Origin of the sequence: Acerihabitans sp. TG2, assembly GCF_035013185.1 — a bacterium.
GTDB lineage: Bacteria > Pseudomonadota > Gammaproteobacteria > Enterobacterales > Enterobacteriaceae > Acerihabitans.
Genome location: NZ_JAYGJO010000019.1, coordinates 26390 through 45646, shown reverse-complemented (window position 1 = coordinate 45646; position 19257 = coordinate 26390). Strand labels below are relative to the sequence as shown.

Genomic DNA, 19257 nt, shown 5'->3' with positions numbered 1-19257 from the left:
CGGTGACCGTCACCGCCTTGAGGAAATGATAAATATGAACGTGTATGAGCAAAGATACCGAGTTCTTAAAGCGGAGGATTCACCGGCGTGGACCGGCGACGGTTATGAACGTGCGTGGGGTCAGCTCAACAAGATTTGCGACACACTTGAGGCTGGACACTGGTTACCGCCAGCAGGTGCAACGTTCCTTGAACTGGGCTGCGGCAATGGTGCGATGTCCTCACAGCTGATGGCGTATCGGGGATACCAGGTGTCTGGCGTTGATATCTCAGCGACGGCGATTCAATGGGCTACAGAGCGATTCACGTCCCGAGGGCTGAAAGGTGTTTTTACTGTGGGGGATGTGTGTCATCTTTCACCCTTTCCATCAGACAGTTTCGATATCATCTTCGACGGCAGTTGCCTGCACTGCATACAGGGTGCCGATCGGTTGGATTGCCTCGGGGAAATGAAGCGGTTACTTAACGCTGACGGGGTGGTTGTGATAAGTTCCATGTGTGGAATACCTAAGCAGGCCAAGGATAGCGCCAATTTTAATCCGCATGATTATTTACTCATGCAAGAGGGGCTGCCATGGCGCACCATCAAACCGTTGGCGTTACTTAAGCAAGAAATTATCAACGCTGGATTTGCTATCGTGTTTACTGATGTACAGCAAAATCCCTGGTGGGATCACGCCACGTTGGTTTGCAGGAAATCACGCTAGCACCAGCGTTAACACCTTTTCCTCCAGATGTCCTTTGACGGTAGTGACACATTAACCGGGTTGACCACAGACATCGGCCCGCGGCCCATCCCGCAAAGCGGTTCTCGCAGGATCCTCACCCGACGGTGACAAAATAGTTGTTATTAACTAAATAAATTACATTCTCATTTACCTCGGAATATAAATACTCAGTAATAAATGTAATATTTTTTATCATTTGGTTATGGAAATAAATATATGTTAATAAACGAGATTTTCATGATGAAATTTTACAAAACTCAAGATTAAAATCTGAATTACCAAAATAACTATTTTTTTGTTATCGATTTCAAACACCCGGTCATGTTATGCCGCATCCAGATCCAAGCATTACGTAACTGAATGTTATCCCCTTCTTTTATTTTTAATAAAAATAGAGCCTTATTAAAATGCAGATGTACCAATACTAAAAATATTTTGCGTTTTTCGAGTTTTATTTTGAAAATTAAATATTCAATTGAGAGGAATTAATTTATGGCAACAGGTAACAAAGTGGCTTTGTCGGTCGATTTTTCACCGGTAAAAATCGGCTTGGCCTTAGTGTTTTTGATGATCCTGATGAACATCTTTTTAGGTATTTTATTCGGCGTTCATGAGGATTATTTTCAAAACTATATCCATGCAGGCATAGCGGCTCATCCGTCTTTATTCACCGATCCGGCCAAGGATCAAGACATCATCTGGCGCTGGGTTGAAAGAGCGCATTTCCATGCCGGTGGCATCGCGGCCTTTGTGCTGGGCATGATCACCATTACTGCGCTGACAGATATGTCGAATCGCCGTAAACAGGTCACCTCTATCCTGATGGGATTGTCGTTCTTTTATCCTATGGCATGGTTTGCTATGTTTTTTTATGCGCCTCAGATAGGACGTGCAGCCGCCCATCATGCTCTGCTGGTTGAAATATGTGTCAAGATCGGCGTCGGTGGCCTCGGCCTGGGTATGCTGTCTTTGCTGCTATGGTTGTTTCTCCCAGGCAAAAAATCTTAACCCGTTAAAAAATAGTTAACTATATACCCGGTGGCATTATCTGGCCCCGGCTAACCCAGATTCATTGTCACCGTGCGCAGTGCCCGGCAACAACACAAACGCCCGCTTAGGTGTTGCTTAAGCGGGCGTTTAACGTTGATTTGTTCATCCACTTCGTCACCGGCGTTAACCAGATAGTTGAGCGTCAGCTTTGTTTGGTCAACAGCCTCAAAGGGGTATCCAGTCGATGACTTCGCTGCGATCGCCCAGATATTGCTTTGCGGCATTACTACAAAGGTGTTCTGTGGACCCCGAGCTACTTTACCAGCAGCTGCGGTGGTGCGCCAATATCCGGCAATACATTGAGCAACAGCAAACACCACGTTAGGTGAAAAACCGTGCCTTATATCCCCAGCCTGAAGGCCGAGGTTTTACGGCACACATGAGAAAGAGCCCCTTCGGGAATATAGGAATGGGCGATGTTACTGTAACCAAGAGTGGCGGTATCAACGATGAATTTTTTATCTATCGCAAAATCTATCGCCTGACGCACCACCACCGCCTTGCCTAACACCTGACCGGGGTCTGAAGCGGGATCAGAGAAAAACGCTGACGCTTCAGGCCACTAGAGGCTATTATTCCGGGAAGTTTAGTGTGTTTCCCGGTGCTTCACGATAAATATGCAGAAACTGCATATGGCGTTCGTATTGGTCAAGAATGTCATTGATGATCTGTTCCTTACTGTAATCCATCAGATCATTACCCTGGGTTCCTTCCGTAAGATAGGTTTCCAAACGGTAGTAATGGGATTTACCCGAGCGAGCCCGATAGGTAAATGCCGGTACCGAATAGCGCTGAGGCCAAATCTGATAAACAAAGTTCTCTTCCTCACCCAGCCGAACCAGTAATTCGAGATGGTTCAGCCGCTCATCTTCCAGCGGCGGCAGTTCGTTGAATTCTACTTTCGCACCGCGCAATTTCAACTCACTGGCCACGTCCTGCATGGCCGGACGGCAAACCGTATTCAGCATTTGCTCGGTGTAGGTGGTTCCAGGATAGTTCATCACCCGCGACAGACGCTGTTTCCAGTTGAGGACAGCATCCCCGGACACGACCGTTGGGGCCGATGCCTGCTGCGAGCTGGCCTTGCGATAATCCTCCACTTTCAGCGACTTGTATAATCCGGCCATGACAAAAAACATCACAAAACTGAACGGCAAGCCCATGATCACTGTGGTGTTCTGCAAAGCGGTGATGCCGTCGGTCATCAACATGCCCAACGTTAGCGAACCGATGGCCAGCGACCAGAAAACCCGCAGCCAGTTGGGCGCGTCATTATTAATGTCGCTCAGGCGAGAAGTGAAGTTCCCCAGCACTAACGAGCCTGAGTCCGCCGAGGTGACGTAAAACAGCATGCCGGTGATGGTTGCCACTGATGCACTTAAGGTAAATCCAGGATATTGTGCCAGCAGACTGTAAAAACCGCGCTCCGGATAGGCCATGACTTCTTTGGCAAAATCGATATTGCCATGAATAACCTGATAGAGCGCACTATTGCCGAAGATCGACAGCCACAGCAAAGTGAAGATAAATGGAATAACCAGCGTACCCGCCACAAACTGACGGATAGTCCGGCCACGCGAAATTCGTGCCAGGAACAAACCGACAAACGGTGACCAGGCAACCCACCATGCCCAGAAAAACAGCGTCCAGCTATTCATCCATTTGGTCGGTCGATCAAACGCAAAACTGTTCAGTGTCATGCCCACAAAGCGGTTGATGTAGTCACCCACATTGAGCACCAGCGCATTGAGCAAAAACTCCGTATCGCCCCAAAACAGCAAAAACAGAATCAGTCCCACAGACAACAGTACATTGAGCTCGGAGAGAAAACGGATACCTTTGTTAACACCCGAGATTGCCGAGATGGTTGCCATCACCACAGACAGCATAATCAACGCGGCTTGCACCGTCAGGCTTTCCGGAATATGGAACAAAACGTCGAGGCCATAGTTAAGCTGCACAACCCCGATCCCAAGTGTCGTGGCGATACCAAAAATGGTACCGATGACGGCAGCGATGTCGACACTGTGGCCAATAGGGCCGTAGATACGTTTGCCAAAAATCGGATACAGCGCCGAACGAATGGTTAGCGGCAAATTGTAGCGGTAACTGAAATAACCCAGGGCAATCCCCATCAGCGCGTACATTGCCCAACCGGTCAGCCCGTAGTGAAACAAGGTCCAGACCATGGCCTGACGCGCGGCCTCCAGGGTTTGCCCCTGACCTTCCGGCGGCATCATATATTGCGTTACCGGCTCGGCGACGGAGAAGAACATCAGATCGATGCCAATGCCCGCGGCGAACAACATGGCCGCCCAGCTCAACAGGCTGAACTCTGGCTTGGATTGTTCAGGCCCGAGTTTGATGGTGCCGTAACGTGAAGCCCCGATATAAATCACAAAAACAATATACAGCGTTGCCGCCAACAGATAGTACCAGCCGAACGTGGACGATACCCAATTGAGAACAATGCCGATCCATTTATTGGAAAATACCGGGTAAAAAATAGTCATTAACGTGAACGCGATGATCAGTCCCGCGGAAGTAAAAAACACCACCGGATTTATCGTATCCTTTTGCGGTTTTGTGTCGATGTCTGAGGTCGCCATCGTTTCCCCTGCATAGGTTTAAAGTTAAAGCTCCAGAGTGGGTTGGGTAAGCGTGCCTTAGCGCATATCAAGATAAAAAGACCAATAACACCAGGCTAATTACGGGAGATCTGCTGAGTACACTTGCCTTTGCCAATCGTCATGAACCAAAAAAATCATTAATCCTGTATGAGCCATTAATGTCTGAAATCCAACAACCAGCGACCATAAATCATACAACTTATTAACGCGGTGTTAATAAAATATATTCATTTTTGATTGAACATTCAATCAAAAAAAAGTTTAATGAACATAATCGACGACGGGATGTTCATCAGAAAACCCTTTTCTGACGGTCTTTATTGAGTGAAATGATGGGAGTAAAACCGGTGCCCAAAGTAGGAATGCAGCCGATAAGACGGCAGCAATTAATTGAGGCGACCCTGGCCGCAGTAAACGAAGTAGGAATGCACGACGCATCAATTTCGCAGATTGCACGTCGGGCCGGCGTGTCCAATGGCATTATCAGCCACTACTTCCGTGACAAGAATGGCCTGCTGGAAGCGACCATGCGTTACCTGCTAAGTCGCCTTGGCGTAGCCGTGACACAACGGCTTAGCGCACTGCAGAACAATGAACCACGTACTCGTTTGCAGGCCATTATTGAAGGCAATTTCGATGAGAGTCAAACCAATAGCGCTGCGATGAAAACCTGGCTGGCATTCTGGGCCAGCAGTATGCACAGTCCCCAGCTCCACCGACTGCAACGGGTTAATAACCGCCGGCTATACTCAAATTTATGCCACGAATTCAAACGTTGTCTGCCGCACGATCATGCACGATTAGCGGCTAAGGGAATGGCTGGCCTCATCGATGGCTTGTGGTTACGCAGCGCATTGAGCGAGCAAATCTTCAACCACGACGAAGCCCTACTGATCACCCATCAGTACATCGAACAGCAACTGAACGGCGTTTAATTGCAACGAACAATACTGGAGAAACCATGTCCCGCTACGGCTTACAAAAACTCTATATCAACGGTGCATATACCGACAGTACAGGTGATGACACTTTCGATGCCATAAACCCGGCCAACGGCGAAATCATTGCGCAAATCCAGGCTGCCAGCGCGGCGGATGTTGACAAAGCAGTGGCCGCCGCCGAGCACGGGCAGAAAATCTGGGCAGCGATGACCGCCATGGAGCGTTCGCGCATCCTGCGACGGGCCGTGGATATCCTGCGCGAACGCAACGATGAGCTGGCGGCGATAGAAACGGCCGACACCGGTAAACCCCTAAGCGAAACCCAGACGGTTGATATTGTGACCGGCGCTGATGTACTGGAATATTACGCCGGACTGATCCCCGCGCTGGAGGGTCGACAGATCCCCTTGCGTGACAGCGCGTTTGTCTACACTCGCCGTGAACCGCTCGGTGTTGTCGCAGGTATCGGCGCATGGAACTACCCTATACAGATAGCCTTATGGAAATCGGCCCCGGCGTTGGCCGCCGGCAACGCGATGATCTTTAAACCCAGCGAAGTCACATCATTGACCACCCTCAAGCTGGCGGAAATCTACACCGAGGCCGGATTACCCGATGGCGTGTTCAACGTATTGACCGGAAGTGGTCGACAGGTGGGGCAATGGCTGACGGAACATCCGGGCATTGCCAAGGTGTCTTTCACCGGCGGTGTCGTCAGCGGCAAAAAGGTGATGGCCAATGCGTCGGGATCAACGCTCAAAGAGGTCACCATGGAGTTGGGGGGGAAATCTCCGCTGATTATTTTCGACGACGCGGATCTCGATAAAGCCGCGGACATCGCCATGATGGCCAACTTCTATAGCTCAGGACAGGTTTGTACCAACGGCACACGAGTGTTTGTGCCGCAGTCATTACAACGCGCCTTTGAACAAAAAATTGTTGACCGGGTGAACCGCATCCGTATTGGCGATCCGAGCGACCCGCGAGTCAACTTTGGTCCGCTGGTGAGTTTTGCACACCGGGATGCAGTGATGCGCTACATCGATAGTGGCAAACGTGAAGGCGCAACGCTGCTGACCGGCGGACATTGTCTGATGGAAGGCCCATTGGCCCAAGGCGCGTATGTCGCACCGACCGTATTTACCGACTGCCATGACCAGATGCAGATCGTGCGTGAAGAAATATTCGGGCCGGTGATGAGCATTCTGGGTTATCAACATGAGGATGAGGTGATTCGCCGTGCCAATGCGACTGAATACGGTCTGGCTGCGGGACTGGTCACTCAGGATATTAACCGGGCACACCGGGTCATTCATCAGATTCAGGCCGGTATCTGCTGGGTCAATACCTGGGGAGAATCCCCAGCACAAATGCCGGTTGGGGGTTACAAACATTCTGGCGTGGGACGTGAAAATGGCATGACTACGCTTGAACACTATACACAAATCAAATCGATACAGATTGAGTTGGGTAATTTTGACTCGGTTTTCTAATCCACAATAGGAGGGAATATCCGATGGAATACGACTACATCATTATTGGTGCTGGTTCGGCCGGCAACGTGCTGGCAACCCGCTTGACGGAAGATCCAAGCATAACGGTGCTGCTGCTGGAAGCCGGCGGGCCAGACTATCGCCTGGATTTTCGCACCCAGATGCCGGCGGCACTGGCATTCCCGTTACAGGGAAAGCGCTATAACTGGGCGTATGAAACCGACCCGGAACCACACATGAACAACCGTCGCATGGAGTGCGCACGGGGTAAAGGATTGGGCGGGTCGTCATTGATCAACGGTATGTGTTACATCCGTGGCAACGCACTGGATTTTGATAACTGGGCCACGCTGGCCGGTCTGGAAGACTGGAGTTATCTTGATTGCCTACCTTATTTTCGCAAAGCAGAAACCCGTGACTGCGGCCCGGATGATTTTCACGGTTGTGAGGGCCCGGTGAGTGTTACCACACCAAAGCACGGCAACAACCTGCTGTTCCATGCGATGGTGGAAGCCGGCGTTCAGGCAGGTTATCCGCACACCGACGATCTCAATGGTTATCAGCAAGAAGGCTTCGGTCCAATGGATCGCACCGTGACACCAAAAGGGCGCCGCGCCAGCACTGCCCGAGGTTATCTGGATCAGGCCCGTGAGCGCAAAAACCTGACCATTGTCACTCATGCCTTAACCGACCGGATTTTGTTTGATGGCAAACGGGCCATCGGTGTCAGCTATTTCAACAGTCATGGAGAGCATGCCAGCAATGCCAGTGTCCGCCGGGAAGTCCTGTTGTGCGGTGGTGCTATCGCCTCGCCGCAAATACTGCAACGCTCCGGCGTGGGGCCGGCTGAGCTGCTGAACCGGCTGGATATTCCACTGATACACGATCTACCCGGGGTCGGCGAGAACCTGCAGGATCATCTGGAAATGTACCTGCAATATAGCTGTAAACAACCCATATCACTCTATCCGGCGTTGCAGTGGTTCAATCAGCCACAGATCGGTACGCAATGGTTATTCAAAGGCACCGGGGTGGGGGCCAGCAATCAATTCGAGGCGGGTGGATTTATCCGCAGCCGCGAGGCGTTTGCCTGGCCAAATATTCAGTATCATTTTCTACCGGTGGCCATTAACTACAATGGCAGTAATGCAGTGAAAGAGCATGGTTTTCAGGCACATGTTGGCTCGATGCGTTCGCCGAGCCGGGGTCGTGTGCAGGTCAGGTCAAAGGATCCGCGCCAGCATCCGAGTATTCTGTTTAATTACATGTCGACAGAGCAGGATTGGCAAGAGTTTCGTGATGCGATCCGCATCACCCGCCAAATCATGGCGCAACCGGCACTGGATCCCTATCGTGGTCGGGAAATCAGCCCCGGTGAACAGGTACAAAGTGACGAAGAACTGGATGCCTTTATCCGGGAACATGCTGAAACAGCATTTCACCCGTCATGCTCATGCAAGATGGGTAAGGATAACATGGCGGTGGTGGACGGTCAGGGACGCGTGCATGGTATTCAAGGGCTGCGGATTGTCGACGCGTCTATCATGCCACAAATCATTACAGGCAATCTTAACGCCACTACCATCATGATGGCCGAAAAGATTGCTGATCGCATACGAGGTCATCAGCCGCTGGCGAAAAGCACGGCGAAATATTTCGTCGCCGGAGATACGCCAGCCAGAACGCCCCCGGTTAGAGACATCGCCTGACGGAGTCGGTTACCCCCTACAACCAGGGATGGTCCTGGTTGTATTCCCCCAGCACAGTGACCTCACCCACCAATAGGCACAGTTACTGCTTGGCAACAACGATGAGGTAACAACCTTGCCAAGCAGTTCCCATGCCCGCGCGAGCCGTTGTGGCAGAGGTCAGCACCCTAACCCGGTATCTCATCCGCTTTATGGTCAGGCTACCGCGCCCACTTTAAATATCGATACCGCCTGCGTCAGGCGCATAGCCTGATCTTCAAGCGATGCCGAGGCCGCAGCAGATTCCTGTACCAGCGAGGCATTTTGCTGGGTGACACGATCCATTTCGTTAACCGCTTGCCTAACCTGTTCAATGCCATGGCTTTGTTCATTGGATGCCGCAGATATTTCACCCATAATGCCGGTTACGCGGCCAACAGCACCCACAATATCCTGCATGGTTGCGCCAGCATGATTTACCTGTTGCGAGCCAGTATCGACCCGGCTAACCGAATCTTCAATAAGGGTTTTTATTTCCTTCGCGGCGTTGGCACTGCGTTGTGCCAAAATACGCACCTCCCCTGCCACCACCGCAAATCCCCTCCCCTGTTCTCCCGCCCGAGCGGCCTCTACCGCTGCGTTCAGCGCGAGGATATTGGTCTGGAAGGCAATGCCATTGATGACGCTGGTAATATCAGCGATTTTCTTTGAGCTTTCGGCAATTTCACTCATGGTCTTCACTACACTATCAATGACTTGCCCCCCATTTTCAGCGGTTACGGACGCGCTTTTAGCCAAATGCGCCGCCTGATGGGAGTTTTCTGCGTTCTGTTTCACCGTGGCAGTAAGCTGCTCCATGCTGGCTGCGGTTTCTTGCAGTGCAGCGGCCTGTTGCTCGGTTCGGGATGCCAGGTCATTATTGCCCGCTGATATTTCCCCGGAGCCGGTCAAAATGGCTTCAGAACTGTCCCGTACATTGCTGACAATAGAAATCAGCGATTGCTGCATGGAGCCCAGGCTGTTTTCCAGCAGACCCAGTTCATTACGGCCGGTAATAATCAGTGCTTCAGAAAGATCGCCCCCGGCAATACGCAAAATTTGTGTCTGTAAGTGCTTTAATGGCCGTAGCAAAATATGCCCGATAAGCCGCCAGACGCTGATCACCATGGCAATAACCAACAAGGCGATGGACGCAAATACCCACTTCATGCGTTCGAAACCATTACTGTTTTCAGTGAGGCCATTTTTCAGCAGTTGCCTACTTTGTTCACGCCATTGATTATAAGCGGTTTCCAGATTGTCCTGAGCCAGTTGGGCATCTAAGTTGCCATAGGCCGAGTAATTATTGTCCTGAAGGAATTGTCCAGACGATTTCAGAATGTCATACATCTGCAGATAGTTTGTTTCAACACTCGCCTCATTTTCTTTATTTTGCCCTGCAATCGCGGGCAGGGTTTTGTAGTTGCTAAAATGCCTCGCAGCGTTGTCCAGCGAAGCATTGGCCGCAGCCAACAGTCTGTTAATGGATTCCAGCGTCGCCGGATCGGTCTGTTTTTTCAGGATACGAATCGCAACCCGATTAATCGTGATCCTGGTTTTCATCAGTGTCTGCACGGCGTCACTCAACTCCGCCTGGCGGCTAGAGAGCATGCTGAACTCGACAAAATTAGTTTTATCATTTTTGATGGCGAAAAAAAACAAACCACCGGAAACCAGTTGCAATAAACTGAATATAATCAGGATCATTGCAATACCTGAAGTAATTTTTATGTTTTTAAACACAAGGGTCTCATTTTATTTTCCAGAAATCATTGCCTAACTATCGGCACAATACCAGAATAACTTTAGGACGAAAGGTTATGTCCAGAAACTAATTACCGTGCTATTTATTATAGTGTTTTTTATTATTGGCATTGCATCTTTTGATCGTCCGAACCTTTAACCACATTAATGGCTCGCACACAAAAAAACCTGACATAAAAGCCAGGCTTTATTTACTCTACAAAACAAAATCAATAATCGACGCCCTGCTCGGCAAGATCCATCGCAAAGTAGGACAGAATGATGTCGGCACCCGCACGTTTGATCGCGCCCAGGGTTTCACGTACCACTTTGCGTTCGTCGATAGCACCCGCCTGGGCTGCAAACTTGATCATCGCATACTCGCCGCTCACCTGATATGCCGCCAGCGGTAAACGCGACGCGGCGCGAATATCACTGATCACATCCAGATAAGCACCTGCGGGTTTCACCATCAGCGCATCTGCACCTTCGTGCTCATCCATTAACGATTCACGAATCGCCTCACGACGGTTCATTGGATTCATCTGGTAGTTTTTACGGTTACCTTGCAACACACTGCCGCCGGCTTCACGGAAAGGTCCGTACAGTGACGACGCAAATTTGGTCGAGTACGCCATGATAGAGGTATCGATAAACCCAGCGTCGTCAAGCGCACTGCGGATCGCCTGCACCTGACCATCCATTGCCGCCGATGGGGCAATAAAATCTGCGCCTGCAGCGGCGGCAACCACGGCTTGTTTGCCTAGATTTTTCAGCGTAGCGTCATTATCCACGCCGTGATCGTGCAGTACACCACAGTGCCCGTGTGAGGTATATTCACAGAAGCAGGTATCTGACATGACAATCATTTCTGGCACCGTGTCTTTGCAAATCCGCACCATGCGCGCCACCAGCCCTTGCTTATTCCAGGTATCGCTACCCGTCGCATCCATATGGTGCGAAATACCAAAGGTCATCACTGAACGAATCCCGGCTTTGGCAAAACGCTCAATTTCAAAGGCCAGTTTGGATTCAGGAATGCGCAAGACGCCGGGCATGGTCTCAATGACCGTATACTCGGAGGTGTCTTCTTCAACAAAGATGGGTAACACCAGATCGTTAAGGCTGAACTGGGTTTCCTGAAACATGGCGCGGAGAGAGTCGGACTGTCTTAGGCGACGAAGGCGTAAATTGGGATACTGATTTGGCATGGCTACTCCTGATAAATGCGGTCCTGAGAAATGCGGTCCTGGTAAATACGGTCCAGGTAAATACGGTCCTGAAACAAGCGATAACAAAACCTACTGCAGCAAAAAACACGCTAACCGCGTCGATACTCAAGTATATACCTCAGGAGGGGTTATCCGCAGGCAATATGCCACTTAATGCCACTTAACAGACCACTTATAAAGCGAATCCGTAGTGAGAACCATCAGGTAGCTCAACATCAAGTCGTAGCTTACCCCCTGCGGCCTCTACATAACGTTTAAGCGAGGAAAGCTTCAGGTCTCGGCCGGGTTTTTCCATTCCCGCCACGGTGGGCTGTTTGATGCCAAGCGCCTGCGCAATTTCAGTTTGTGTTTTCTGCACCTTCTCGCGCAGGTCGGCAAGGTGAATATTGAGGAGTACATCCGCCGCGATAACCTGCGCCTCGGCCACGACTTCAGGTTGTTCATCCGCGAGGAGCTGCTCGAGCGTTCTGCCCATAATGTTAATCCTTCCTCTCAACTTTTTTAAGATAATGTGTGAATTCCTGGTCGGCAACCGGGATCATCACATCGTAAAATCGCTTTTCGTTACCCACCTTATTACCAGCACAAAGCAGAATACCGGTACGGCATGGGTCAAAGGCGAAAAAGGCGCGTATGGGATCCCCCCGACTCTGAACGCGCAGCTCTTTCATGTTGCTGTAGCGGGAGCCTTGGACCGTATCAGCATAAGGTCTGGATAAGTTTGGGCCTTTTTCACGAAGTACAATAAGCGCCGCGAGTATACTCGCCCGGTTGCTGTCGTTCGACGTACTGAACCAGCGGTCAAACCTGTCTGTTGTTTCAATCAACCACACGGAACCTCCTGAGTAATATAGGCTAAATACGATATAGGTGTAAACCTATAATTTGATTGTGCAACGCTGAAAAAAAATATGCACCCGCAGATATAAGGCTTCAGGAGATGCCTTCAGGTTTTTCCGTGAAAGTGAAAAAAAACCGCTGACATGTTGCGAACTAGACCGCACATCACAGGATCACACGACCGACCGACCGACCGACCGAACCGACAGGCGAGGCTATCATCGCTAAGCACTTCAGAATGGGGGCAAACCAGAACGCGGTCACGGCAAAGGTATTGTCGGGCAGAATTTGGGGTAGTGAGGGCGAAATACCGATCGCATGATGTCATTGCTCCGTCACATGGCTGCAACTTTACTGTCAATAACATGCTTTATGTTGCCCTTTTATCTGCAGGTACAACATAAAATATGTTACCGCCACTTCGTGCATTGGTCGCCTTTGAGACTGTGGCCAGACTGGGGTCTATTGGGGCCGCCGCCAGGGAGTTACATGTTACGCAAGCGGCGGTGAGCCAGCAGCTAAAAAGCCTGGAGCACTATCTCAGTTGTGCATTGTTTAAACGCAACCCCCGCGGTGTCGTGTTGACAGCGGCTGCTCAGCAGTATCTTCCTGTGGTAACCGGCTCCTTGCAGCACCTGCGGCTACAGACGGAAATGCTGTTCGGCAAGCAACAACCTGATGTGTTACGCATCAAAGTCAACCATTCCATTGGCCATAACTGGCTGATCCCGAAACTTGCAGATTTTACTGCCCGATTCCCGTTTATTCGCCTCGATCTCACCTCGGTAGACTGGCCCTCCCGTGAGCCCTGTGCTGATGCCGATGTCGAAATCACTAACGGTTTTATCGAAAGCGAAAACACGCATGCAGAGCGATTATTGCAGGAACAGTGGTTAATGGTGTGTTCACCTGGCTTTAAACACCAGCATGCAAGCGCGTTATTAAAAGGCGAGTTGTCAGCGTTACCGGCAATTCAGGTTAAAGGCTACGAAGAGAGCTGGATGCAATGGCTAACCCATAACCAACGGGTGCCGGTTGCCCCCAATGTTCAACTGGCATTGAGTAACTCCCTGCATGGCCTGGAAGCTGTTAAACAGGGCATGGGAATAATGTTGGTACGTTCGCTGGTTGCAGCACGGGACATTCAGGCAGGTAGTGTCGTACAAGCACTGCCAGGTTCGATGCCTGCCGAATCCGGCCATTATCTGATCACGACCAATAAACGGGATGCCAAAGTTAACTTTTTCTGTGACTGGCTGCACCAACAAAACACCGTTGACCTCCCTTAAACGAGCTAACGCTCGCACCCGCAGACCCAAGAAAATGTTATGGCAGGCATCGGAAAATATGACGTTGTAACCACCAAACTTGTCATACGCGTTTCATAGAGTAGCGCAAACACATCACGCTGCGGCCGGGATCATGAAAATACGTGTTCAATCGCTCATGTCAAAAGGTAAGGTCTTGCTGTTTATCATGCCTTTGATGCTGCCGCTTATCACATTCTGGGTGATTCCGTTTATCTGTAGTGTTTATATCAGCTTTACCGATTGGGATTATATTTCGCCAAGCTACCATTTTGTCGGTTTTGAAAATTATCAGTACATGCTGGAAGACAGTGATTTTCACCAAGCATTATTTAATACCTTCTGGTTCTCGCTCGGGGTGGTGATCCCAACAGTGGGACTGGGATTGATCTTTGCCCTATTGCTTCACAAGAATTTTTCCGGTAGCCAGTTTTACCGCGCGGTTATTTTCTCCCCGTGGATCACGCCCACAGTGGCGGTGTCTATCGTTTGGTCCTGGGTCTTCGAAACCAAGGGTGGTTTGCTTAATGGGTTGCTGACGGCGTTGCATATTGCCCCGGTGCCTTGGCTGGAAAACGGTAATAGCGCGATGGTCGCGGTGATCATTGTTACGGTCTGGCAGGCCATTGGCTGGACCATGCTGTTTTATATCAGCGCACTGAATAAGATCCCGGTGTCACTGTTTGAAGCATCATTGATTGATGGCTGCAGCCCGCTGACACGTTTTTTTAAAATAACCTTGCCGCTTATTTCGCCCACCAGCTTTTTCTTGGTGATCGTTAATATGGTCACGGCTGTACAGGCATTTGATCAATTCCAGATGTTAACTCAAGGCGGTCCAGGTGGGACCACCCGAACCTTGCTTTATCTGTTTTATCAGCAGGCATTCGAGCAATACAACATGGGACCAGCCGCAGCGACCTCGCTGATTATATTGCTGATCACCGGGGTGCTCACCCTGCTCAATACCCTGATGGGGAAACGTTGGGTATTTTTCTAAAGGCCACATTATGACGATGCAATCTAGTGATATGTTGGTTGGACATCGCCAGCGCAAGGCGGATGTAAGGTCAGATAATCAAGGACAAAACGCCGCAACAGCAGGACCCGTGGATCAGGAAAGAAAAGCCGCCACGCGCAAACCGCTGCGAAAAACGGCCATGGCCAAACACGTAGCACTTATTTTCTCAGGTTTGATCATGGTATTCCCGTTTATTTGGATGTTGTTAGGATCGATGAAGTCCAATGATGAAATATTCAGCAATCCATTGGACATTCTTCCGGAACATTTCTACTGGGAAAACGTGATCAAAACGTTCCAACTGGCCCCTTTTGGCCTGTATATTTTCAACAGTTTTACCGTCGCCTTCTTCACCACGTTGCTGGTTATTATTAATTCGGCAATGTTTGCGTATGCCATCACTCAGTTGCGCTTTCGCTCACGCACATTGCTCTATTTGCTGGTCATGGCATGTTACATGCTACCCGGTGCAGTGACCTACATCCCGTCGTATATCATCCTGGCCAAAATGGGGTTGCTCGACAGTCACACCGGACTGATTATTTCCAGCGCCGCCAGTGTCTTCGGCGTGTTCTACCTGCGTCAGGTATTTTTACAAATCCATCCATCACTGGTGGAGGCTGCGCGCATTGATGGCGCCAGTGAGTTGAAAATCCTCTGGGCAATCGTCCTGCCACAATGCAAAGCCTCCATCACCACCCTGTCCCTGATCACCTTCATTACGGAGTACAACAGCTACTTGTGGCCGAATCTGGTGATCACCACTCAGCAGCGGGCGCTCATCGCCACAGGAATACGCCAGTTCTTTATTGCACAGGGTAACTATGGTCTTAACTGGTCGCAAATTATGGCCGCTAGCAGTATTGCCGTCATACCTCTGCTGATCATTTTCATGGTATGTCAAAAAACGATCTTATCCGGCATCGCCGATAACGGTGTAAAAGAGTGAATGAAGATGAAACTGAAAAAACTTGCAATAGTATTTACCGGTTTTGCTATGGGTTCACTGGCTATGGCAGGAAAGGCAAACGCCCAAACTGAAGTCGATTTTTGGTACTCAGGCGGTACCAAACCTCAACAAATGATGACCAAACTGATTGAAGAATTTAACAACAGTCAGCATGACTATGTCATTAAAGGGGCACTTCAGGGCAGTTACGCAGAGACTTACCAAAAACTGCAGGCGGGTATGGCGTCAAAAACGGCACCGGCATTTGCCCTGCTGGACGCGAATCAGGCTAACGCTATGGCAGACCGGGGATTGGTGCGCGGTCTTCGACCTTACATGGATAAGACCTTTAATTTTGCTGATTTCATCAGTGCTTTCCGTCAGCAGGTCACTTCCCCAGGGGGTGACATCTATGGCATGCCCGCCTACGGAACCACACAGATTTTCTACTACAACAAGGCGAAGTTGGCCGAATACGGCTTCACCCCAGCCGATCTGGCCACCTGGCAGGGTGTCGCCAACGTCGCGGCCAAAGTGACCCAAAAAGACGCCAAGGGCAACACCCTCTATTACGGCTGGGAGCCTATGTGGGGCGAAGACAATCTGGTGGACGCCGCGCTGTCTAACGGGGCTAAAGTGTTGAGTGATGATGGCAAAACCGTGCTGATCGATTCTGCGCAATGGGTGAGCGTATGGGAAAATTTCCGCACGTGGCTGCATAAAGATAAGACCATGCGTATCCACCACGGTGGCCAGGGTTGGGAGTACTGGTACAAGACCATTGATGATGTGATGAAAGATCGCGCGCTGGGTTATACCGGATCATCTGGCGATCAGGGTGATCTGGACTTTACCAAACTTGCCGCGGCCACACAGCCCGGCTGGGGTAATCACCCTGCGGCGCCTCAGGCCGGCGCCCTGGTTTTTGTGATGCCAAAAGGCACTGACGATAACGCCGCCAAGGGGGCCTTCAAATTTATGACGTTCTACACCAACCCGGTAAATACGGCGCGTTGGTCAATGTTTACCGGATATATTCCGGTGCGGCAAAGTGTGAAAGATGTGGCTGAATATCAAAATTACACCCAGCATAACCCACAGGCCTTAATCCCGTTGAAACAGGCCTCGATCGCCAGCAAAAATTTCCTTGATCCGACCAATGGCCAAATTGTTGATGCGTTGTCTATCGCTGCAGATCAGGTCGAAATCGAAAACATCCCCGCCGAAAAAGCACTTAAACAGGCGGCCATACGTGCACAACGTGCACTGGACCACGTTAACCGACCTTAACCAGGCAAAACGCAGGCTTCAGGATGGCGGGTTTTTCCCAATATCCTGAGCCTGCTGAACTGATTGTCTCGATTTCCATGTATAAGAGAGGCCCACATGCTGACGTTTTCCGGTGAACTGACTCACGGTCATCAGTTTAAAACGTTTGAAGTGTCTACGGGGACCCAAAGGTTGTGCCTTTCAGGCACCACCCTTAAACCAGGTTTTTTGTATGTCTACCTTTATGATGCCAGGCAACAATTAAGGGCCAGCATACTGTTACAAAAACCAGAAAAAACAGTGGTGATCGGCCATAAAAATGCGTCGTTGGGCGGTATTGCCGGCGAGATCCCGCCTGGGCGTTGGACCGTACATATCTACAACCTTGAGGGCGAAGATCGCAACCACAACCCCATGCTTTATCGCATTGAGGTGACAACCGAGCACCTCGCGGGTGATGAACTCGACCGGATCCTTATACCGACGGTACCTAATCTGAATGCGGATAACGAGATTATTTTTGACTACCGGGCGATAAAAAATCCGGCTTCCGGTTGGTACCGTGGGGATATGCATGCCCATACGGTGCTTTCTGATGGGCATAATACGCTGGAGGCCGCGGTAGCCATCATAAAGCGCCAGCAGTTGGATTTTATCTTTCTGACTGAGCATAACATCTGTCATCCTGCACTGCCGGACTGCGCGGATACGCTGGTGTTACCGGGGATAGAAATCACCACTGATAAAGGTCATTTTAATGTCCATGGCCCGCAGAAGGGATTGGCAATGTGTGATGCTGATTGTTCCAGTGAGGCATTGATCCATCAGGGATTGGCGATTGCCAACAGCACACAGCAGCCGGGTACTATGCAAAACGCGGTGAACGGCAATATCAGTATCAATCATCCCATGATGAAACCCTGGCATTGGCAATATGCATCAATGCCGCTGTCACACGTCCATACAATGGAAATTTGCTGTGACCCTACCTGGTCTACGTCCCCCGCTGCGACAGAATCTGCGCTTAACGTACTGAGTACCCTGTGGAACAACGGACAGAGGATTTATGCCGTGGGTGGCAGCGACAGCCACCTCACGCCCCAAGAGCGTAATCCGCAAGCAACCGAACCCTCAATTTACGGCGATCCTGCAACCTTTGTCTTTTCACACGGATTGTGCGGCGAGGGCATCCTGACCGGGCTTCGTCAAGGCCATGTCTATATTGAGCGGCGTTGTGGACTCATGGTCAATATCAACCAGGGCCATGTGCTGCCGGGCCAGGATGTCGGAGACCGTGAAGTGAATATACATGTCGCCGTCACTGACCGTACTGCACTCTACTATGCCGAATGTGTTGCCGACGGCAAGGTGATCTCATGTGGTCAGATAATGACAGAAGGCATTGATTTTAAAACTGATATGCGGCACTACGCTTGGGTAAGGATTGATATTCGCCGTGGCGACCTGCCCCACGCTCCTGGACAAGTGGGCGGCGAATTCGAAGCAATGGTCAACCCGGTGTTTAATGGCCAACGCGGGCATTTTGCTCAACCCAAAATAAATACCTGGGGCGAACTGCAAGCAGCGATGAACAGAAATGGACATTAAAGGTGTGTTGTTCGACAAAGATGGCACTCTGCTGGAGTTTCATCAAATGTGGATCTCGGTCTCACAGTCGGTGGTCGGGGTGTTGTTAGCACGCTATTCAACACCGGCGATGACCAGTGCCGAGAGCCTGCTGACCGCCATTGGTGTCTATGGCGACCGGGTTGATAACCGCGGTTTGCTGGCATCCAACCCCGTTGAAGATATTGCATTAACCTGGTTTGAGATGCTGATGCCGGGTTGTTCGAAAGCCGATTTTATCGACGACGTGAAGGCGTTGTTTAATCAAACGGTTAAGGAAAATCCGGGGTTGATTAAGTCCCTGCCAGGTATTGAGGCAGTGCTCATCACACTGAAACAATGTGGCTTAAAACTGGGCATTGCCACGGCTGACAGCAAGTCGGCAACGCTTTACTCATTGGAACAAGCAGGGTTACTTGATTATTTTGATTTTATTGGTTATTCAGATGGCGATATTGAACCAAAACCCGCCCCGGATCTGATGGAAGCCTTCTGTAACACCTGTGGATTGATGGCCCGGCAAGTGGTGATGTTTGGCGATACCGTTTCTGACATGAAATTTGGGCAAAATGCCGGGGCAACCAGTGTCGGCGTGCTCACGGGAACGGCAACCCACGCTGAACTGGCTCCGCATGCCCGGATGGTTATCTCATCGGTGGCAGACTTTACGCCCGGCCTATTGGACAGAATATAAGTTTGCGG

Annotated in this window: 16 protein-coding genes and 1 pseudogene; 12 read left to right on the top strand and 5 right to left on the bottom strand. The window is 50.4% G+C overall.

All coding sequences use genetic code 11. The features are described 5' to 3' along the window. Nucleotides 1-34: 34 nt before the first annotated feature. From SJI19_RS16290 to SJI19_RS16280, 3 genes and pseudogenes are all read left to right on the top strand, one after another. The gene (locus tag SJI19_RS16290; protein ID WP_323479325.1) at nucleotides 35-706 is read left to right on the top strand and encodes a class I SAM-dependent methyltransferase; all 672 of its coding nucleotides are present in this window, start codon (nucleotides 35-37) and stop codon (nucleotides 704-706) included. Between the two features lie 513 nt (nucleotides 707-1219). Continuing rightward, on the top strand, nucleotides 1220-1735 hold the full coding sequence (locus tag SJI19_RS16285) for a hypothetical protein (RefSeq protein WP_323479324.1): 516 nt from the start codon (nucleotides 1220-1222) through the stop codon (nucleotides 1733-1735). 194 nt (nucleotides 1736-1929) lie between these two features. Further along, nucleotides 1930-2102, top strand: a pseudogene (locus SJI19_RS16280) (transposase); the annotation flags it as partial. Between the two features lie 247 nt (nucleotides 2103-2349). On the opposite strand, the gene SJI19_RS16275 reads toward SJI19_RS16280, so the two are convergent. Continuing rightward, complete coding sequence (locus SJI19_RS16275; protein ID WP_323479323.1) at nucleotides 2350-4386, bottom strand: choline transporter; 2037 nt, start codon at nucleotides 4384-4386, stop codon at nucleotides 2350-2352. Between the two features lie 368 nt (nucleotides 4387-4754). On the opposite strand from SJI19_RS16275, the gene betI reads away from it, so the two are divergent. The 3 genes from betI to betA are packed head-to-tail and all read left to right on the top strand — an operon-like array spanning nucleotide 4755 to nucleotide 8550. Continuing rightward, nucleotides 4755-5342 (top strand): transcriptional regulator BetI, encoded by a 588-nt coding sequence (betI, locus tag SJI19_RS16270; protein WP_323479365.1) that lies wholly within the window; start codon nucleotides 4755-4757, stop codon nucleotides 5340-5342. A gap of 26 nt (nucleotides 5343-5368) precedes the next feature. After that, nucleotides 5369-6841, top strand: a complete 1473-nt coding sequence (betB, locus tag SJI19_RS16265; protein ID WP_323479322.1) for a betaine-aldehyde dehydrogenase — start codon at nucleotides 5369-5371, stop codon at nucleotides 6839-6841. A 23-nt stretch (nucleotides 6842-6864) separates the two neighbouring features. Beyond that, nucleotides 6865-8550 carry a choline dehydrogenase gene (betA, locus tag SJI19_RS16260; protein ID WP_323479321.1) on the top strand — a complete coding sequence of 562 codons (1686 nt, stop codon included), beginning with the start codon at nucleotides 6865-6867 and terminating at the stop codon, nucleotides 8548-8550. A 195-nt stretch (nucleotides 8551-8745) separates the two neighbouring features. On the opposite strand, the gene SJI19_RS16255 is transcribed toward betA, so the two are convergent. The 4 genes from SJI19_RS16255 to SJI19_RS16240 all read right to left on the bottom strand — a co-directional run bounded on the left by SJI19_RS16255 (nucleotide 8746) and on the right by SJI19_RS16240 (nucleotide 12376). Then, a complete protein-coding gene (locus SJI19_RS16255; RefSeq protein WP_323479320.1) occupies nucleotides 8746-10311 on the bottom strand; it encodes a methyl-accepting chemotaxis protein in 1566 nt (521 codons plus the stop codon). Between the two features lie 230 nt (nucleotides 10312-10541). Then, on the bottom strand, nucleotides 10542-11522 hold the full coding sequence (hemB, locus tag SJI19_RS16250) for a porphobilinogen synthase (RefSeq protein ID WP_323479319.1): 981 nt from the start codon (nucleotides 11520-11522) through the stop codon (nucleotides 10542-10544). A 193-nt stretch (nucleotides 11523-11715) separates the two neighbouring features. Beyond that, complete coding sequence (locus SJI19_RS16245; protein ID WP_323479318.1) at nucleotides 11716-12018, bottom strand: helix-turn-helix domain-containing protein; 303 nt, start codon at nucleotides 12016-12018, stop codon at nucleotides 11716-11718. A 4-nt stretch (nucleotides 12019-12022) separates the two neighbouring features. Next, nucleotides 12023-12376 carry a type II toxin-antitoxin system RelE/ParE family toxin gene (locus tag SJI19_RS16240; protein WP_323479317.1) on the bottom strand — a complete coding sequence of 118 codons (354 nt, stop codon included), beginning with the start codon at nucleotides 12374-12376 and terminating at the stop codon, nucleotides 12023-12025. Between the two features lie 414 nt (nucleotides 12377-12790). Here SJI19_RS16240 and SJI19_RS16235 point away from each other — a divergent pair, with 414 nt between their 5' ends. The 6 genes from SJI19_RS16235 (at nucleotide 12791) to SJI19_RS16210 (ending at nucleotide 19249) form a co-directional block, all read left to right on the top strand. After that, on the top strand, nucleotides 12791-13672 hold the full coding sequence (locus tag SJI19_RS16235; RefSeq protein WP_323479316.1) for a LysR substrate-binding domain-containing protein: 882 nt from the start codon (nucleotides 12791-12793) through the stop codon (nucleotides 13670-13672). A 133-nt stretch (nucleotides 13673-13805) separates the two neighbouring features. Beyond that, entirely contained in the window at nucleotides 13806-14690 is an 885-nt protein-coding gene (locus SJI19_RS16230; protein WP_323479315.1) for a sugar ABC transporter permease, read from the top strand. Nucleotides 14691-14700: 10 nt separating this feature from the next. Then, nucleotides 14701-15660, top strand: coding sequence for a carbohydrate ABC transporter permease (locus SJI19_RS16225; RefSeq protein ID WP_323479314.1), 960 nt, complete (start codon nucleotides 14701-14703; stop codon nucleotides 15658-15660). Between the two features lie 6 nt (nucleotides 15661-15666). Next, nucleotides 15667-16950: an extracellular solute-binding protein gene (locus SJI19_RS16220; protein ID WP_323479313.1), complete on the top strand. Its 1284-nt coding sequence runs from the start codon at nucleotides 15667-15669 to the stop codon at nucleotides 16948-16950. 96 nt (nucleotides 16951-17046) lie between these two features. Beyond that, the gene (locus SJI19_RS16215; RefSeq protein ID WP_323479312.1) at nucleotides 17047-18537 is read left to right on the top strand and encodes a CehA/McbA family metallohydrolase; all 1491 of its coding nucleotides are present in this window, start codon (nucleotides 17047-17049) and stop codon (nucleotides 18535-18537) included. Continuing rightward, on the top strand, nucleotides 18527-19249 hold the full coding sequence (locus SJI19_RS16210; RefSeq protein WP_323479311.1) for an HAD family hydrolase: 723 nt from the start codon (nucleotides 18527-18529) through the stop codon (nucleotides 19247-19249). Before SJI19_RS16215 ends, SJI19_RS16210 begins: the two co-directional genes overlap by 11 nt. Nucleotides 19250-19257: the final 8 nt, after the last annotated feature.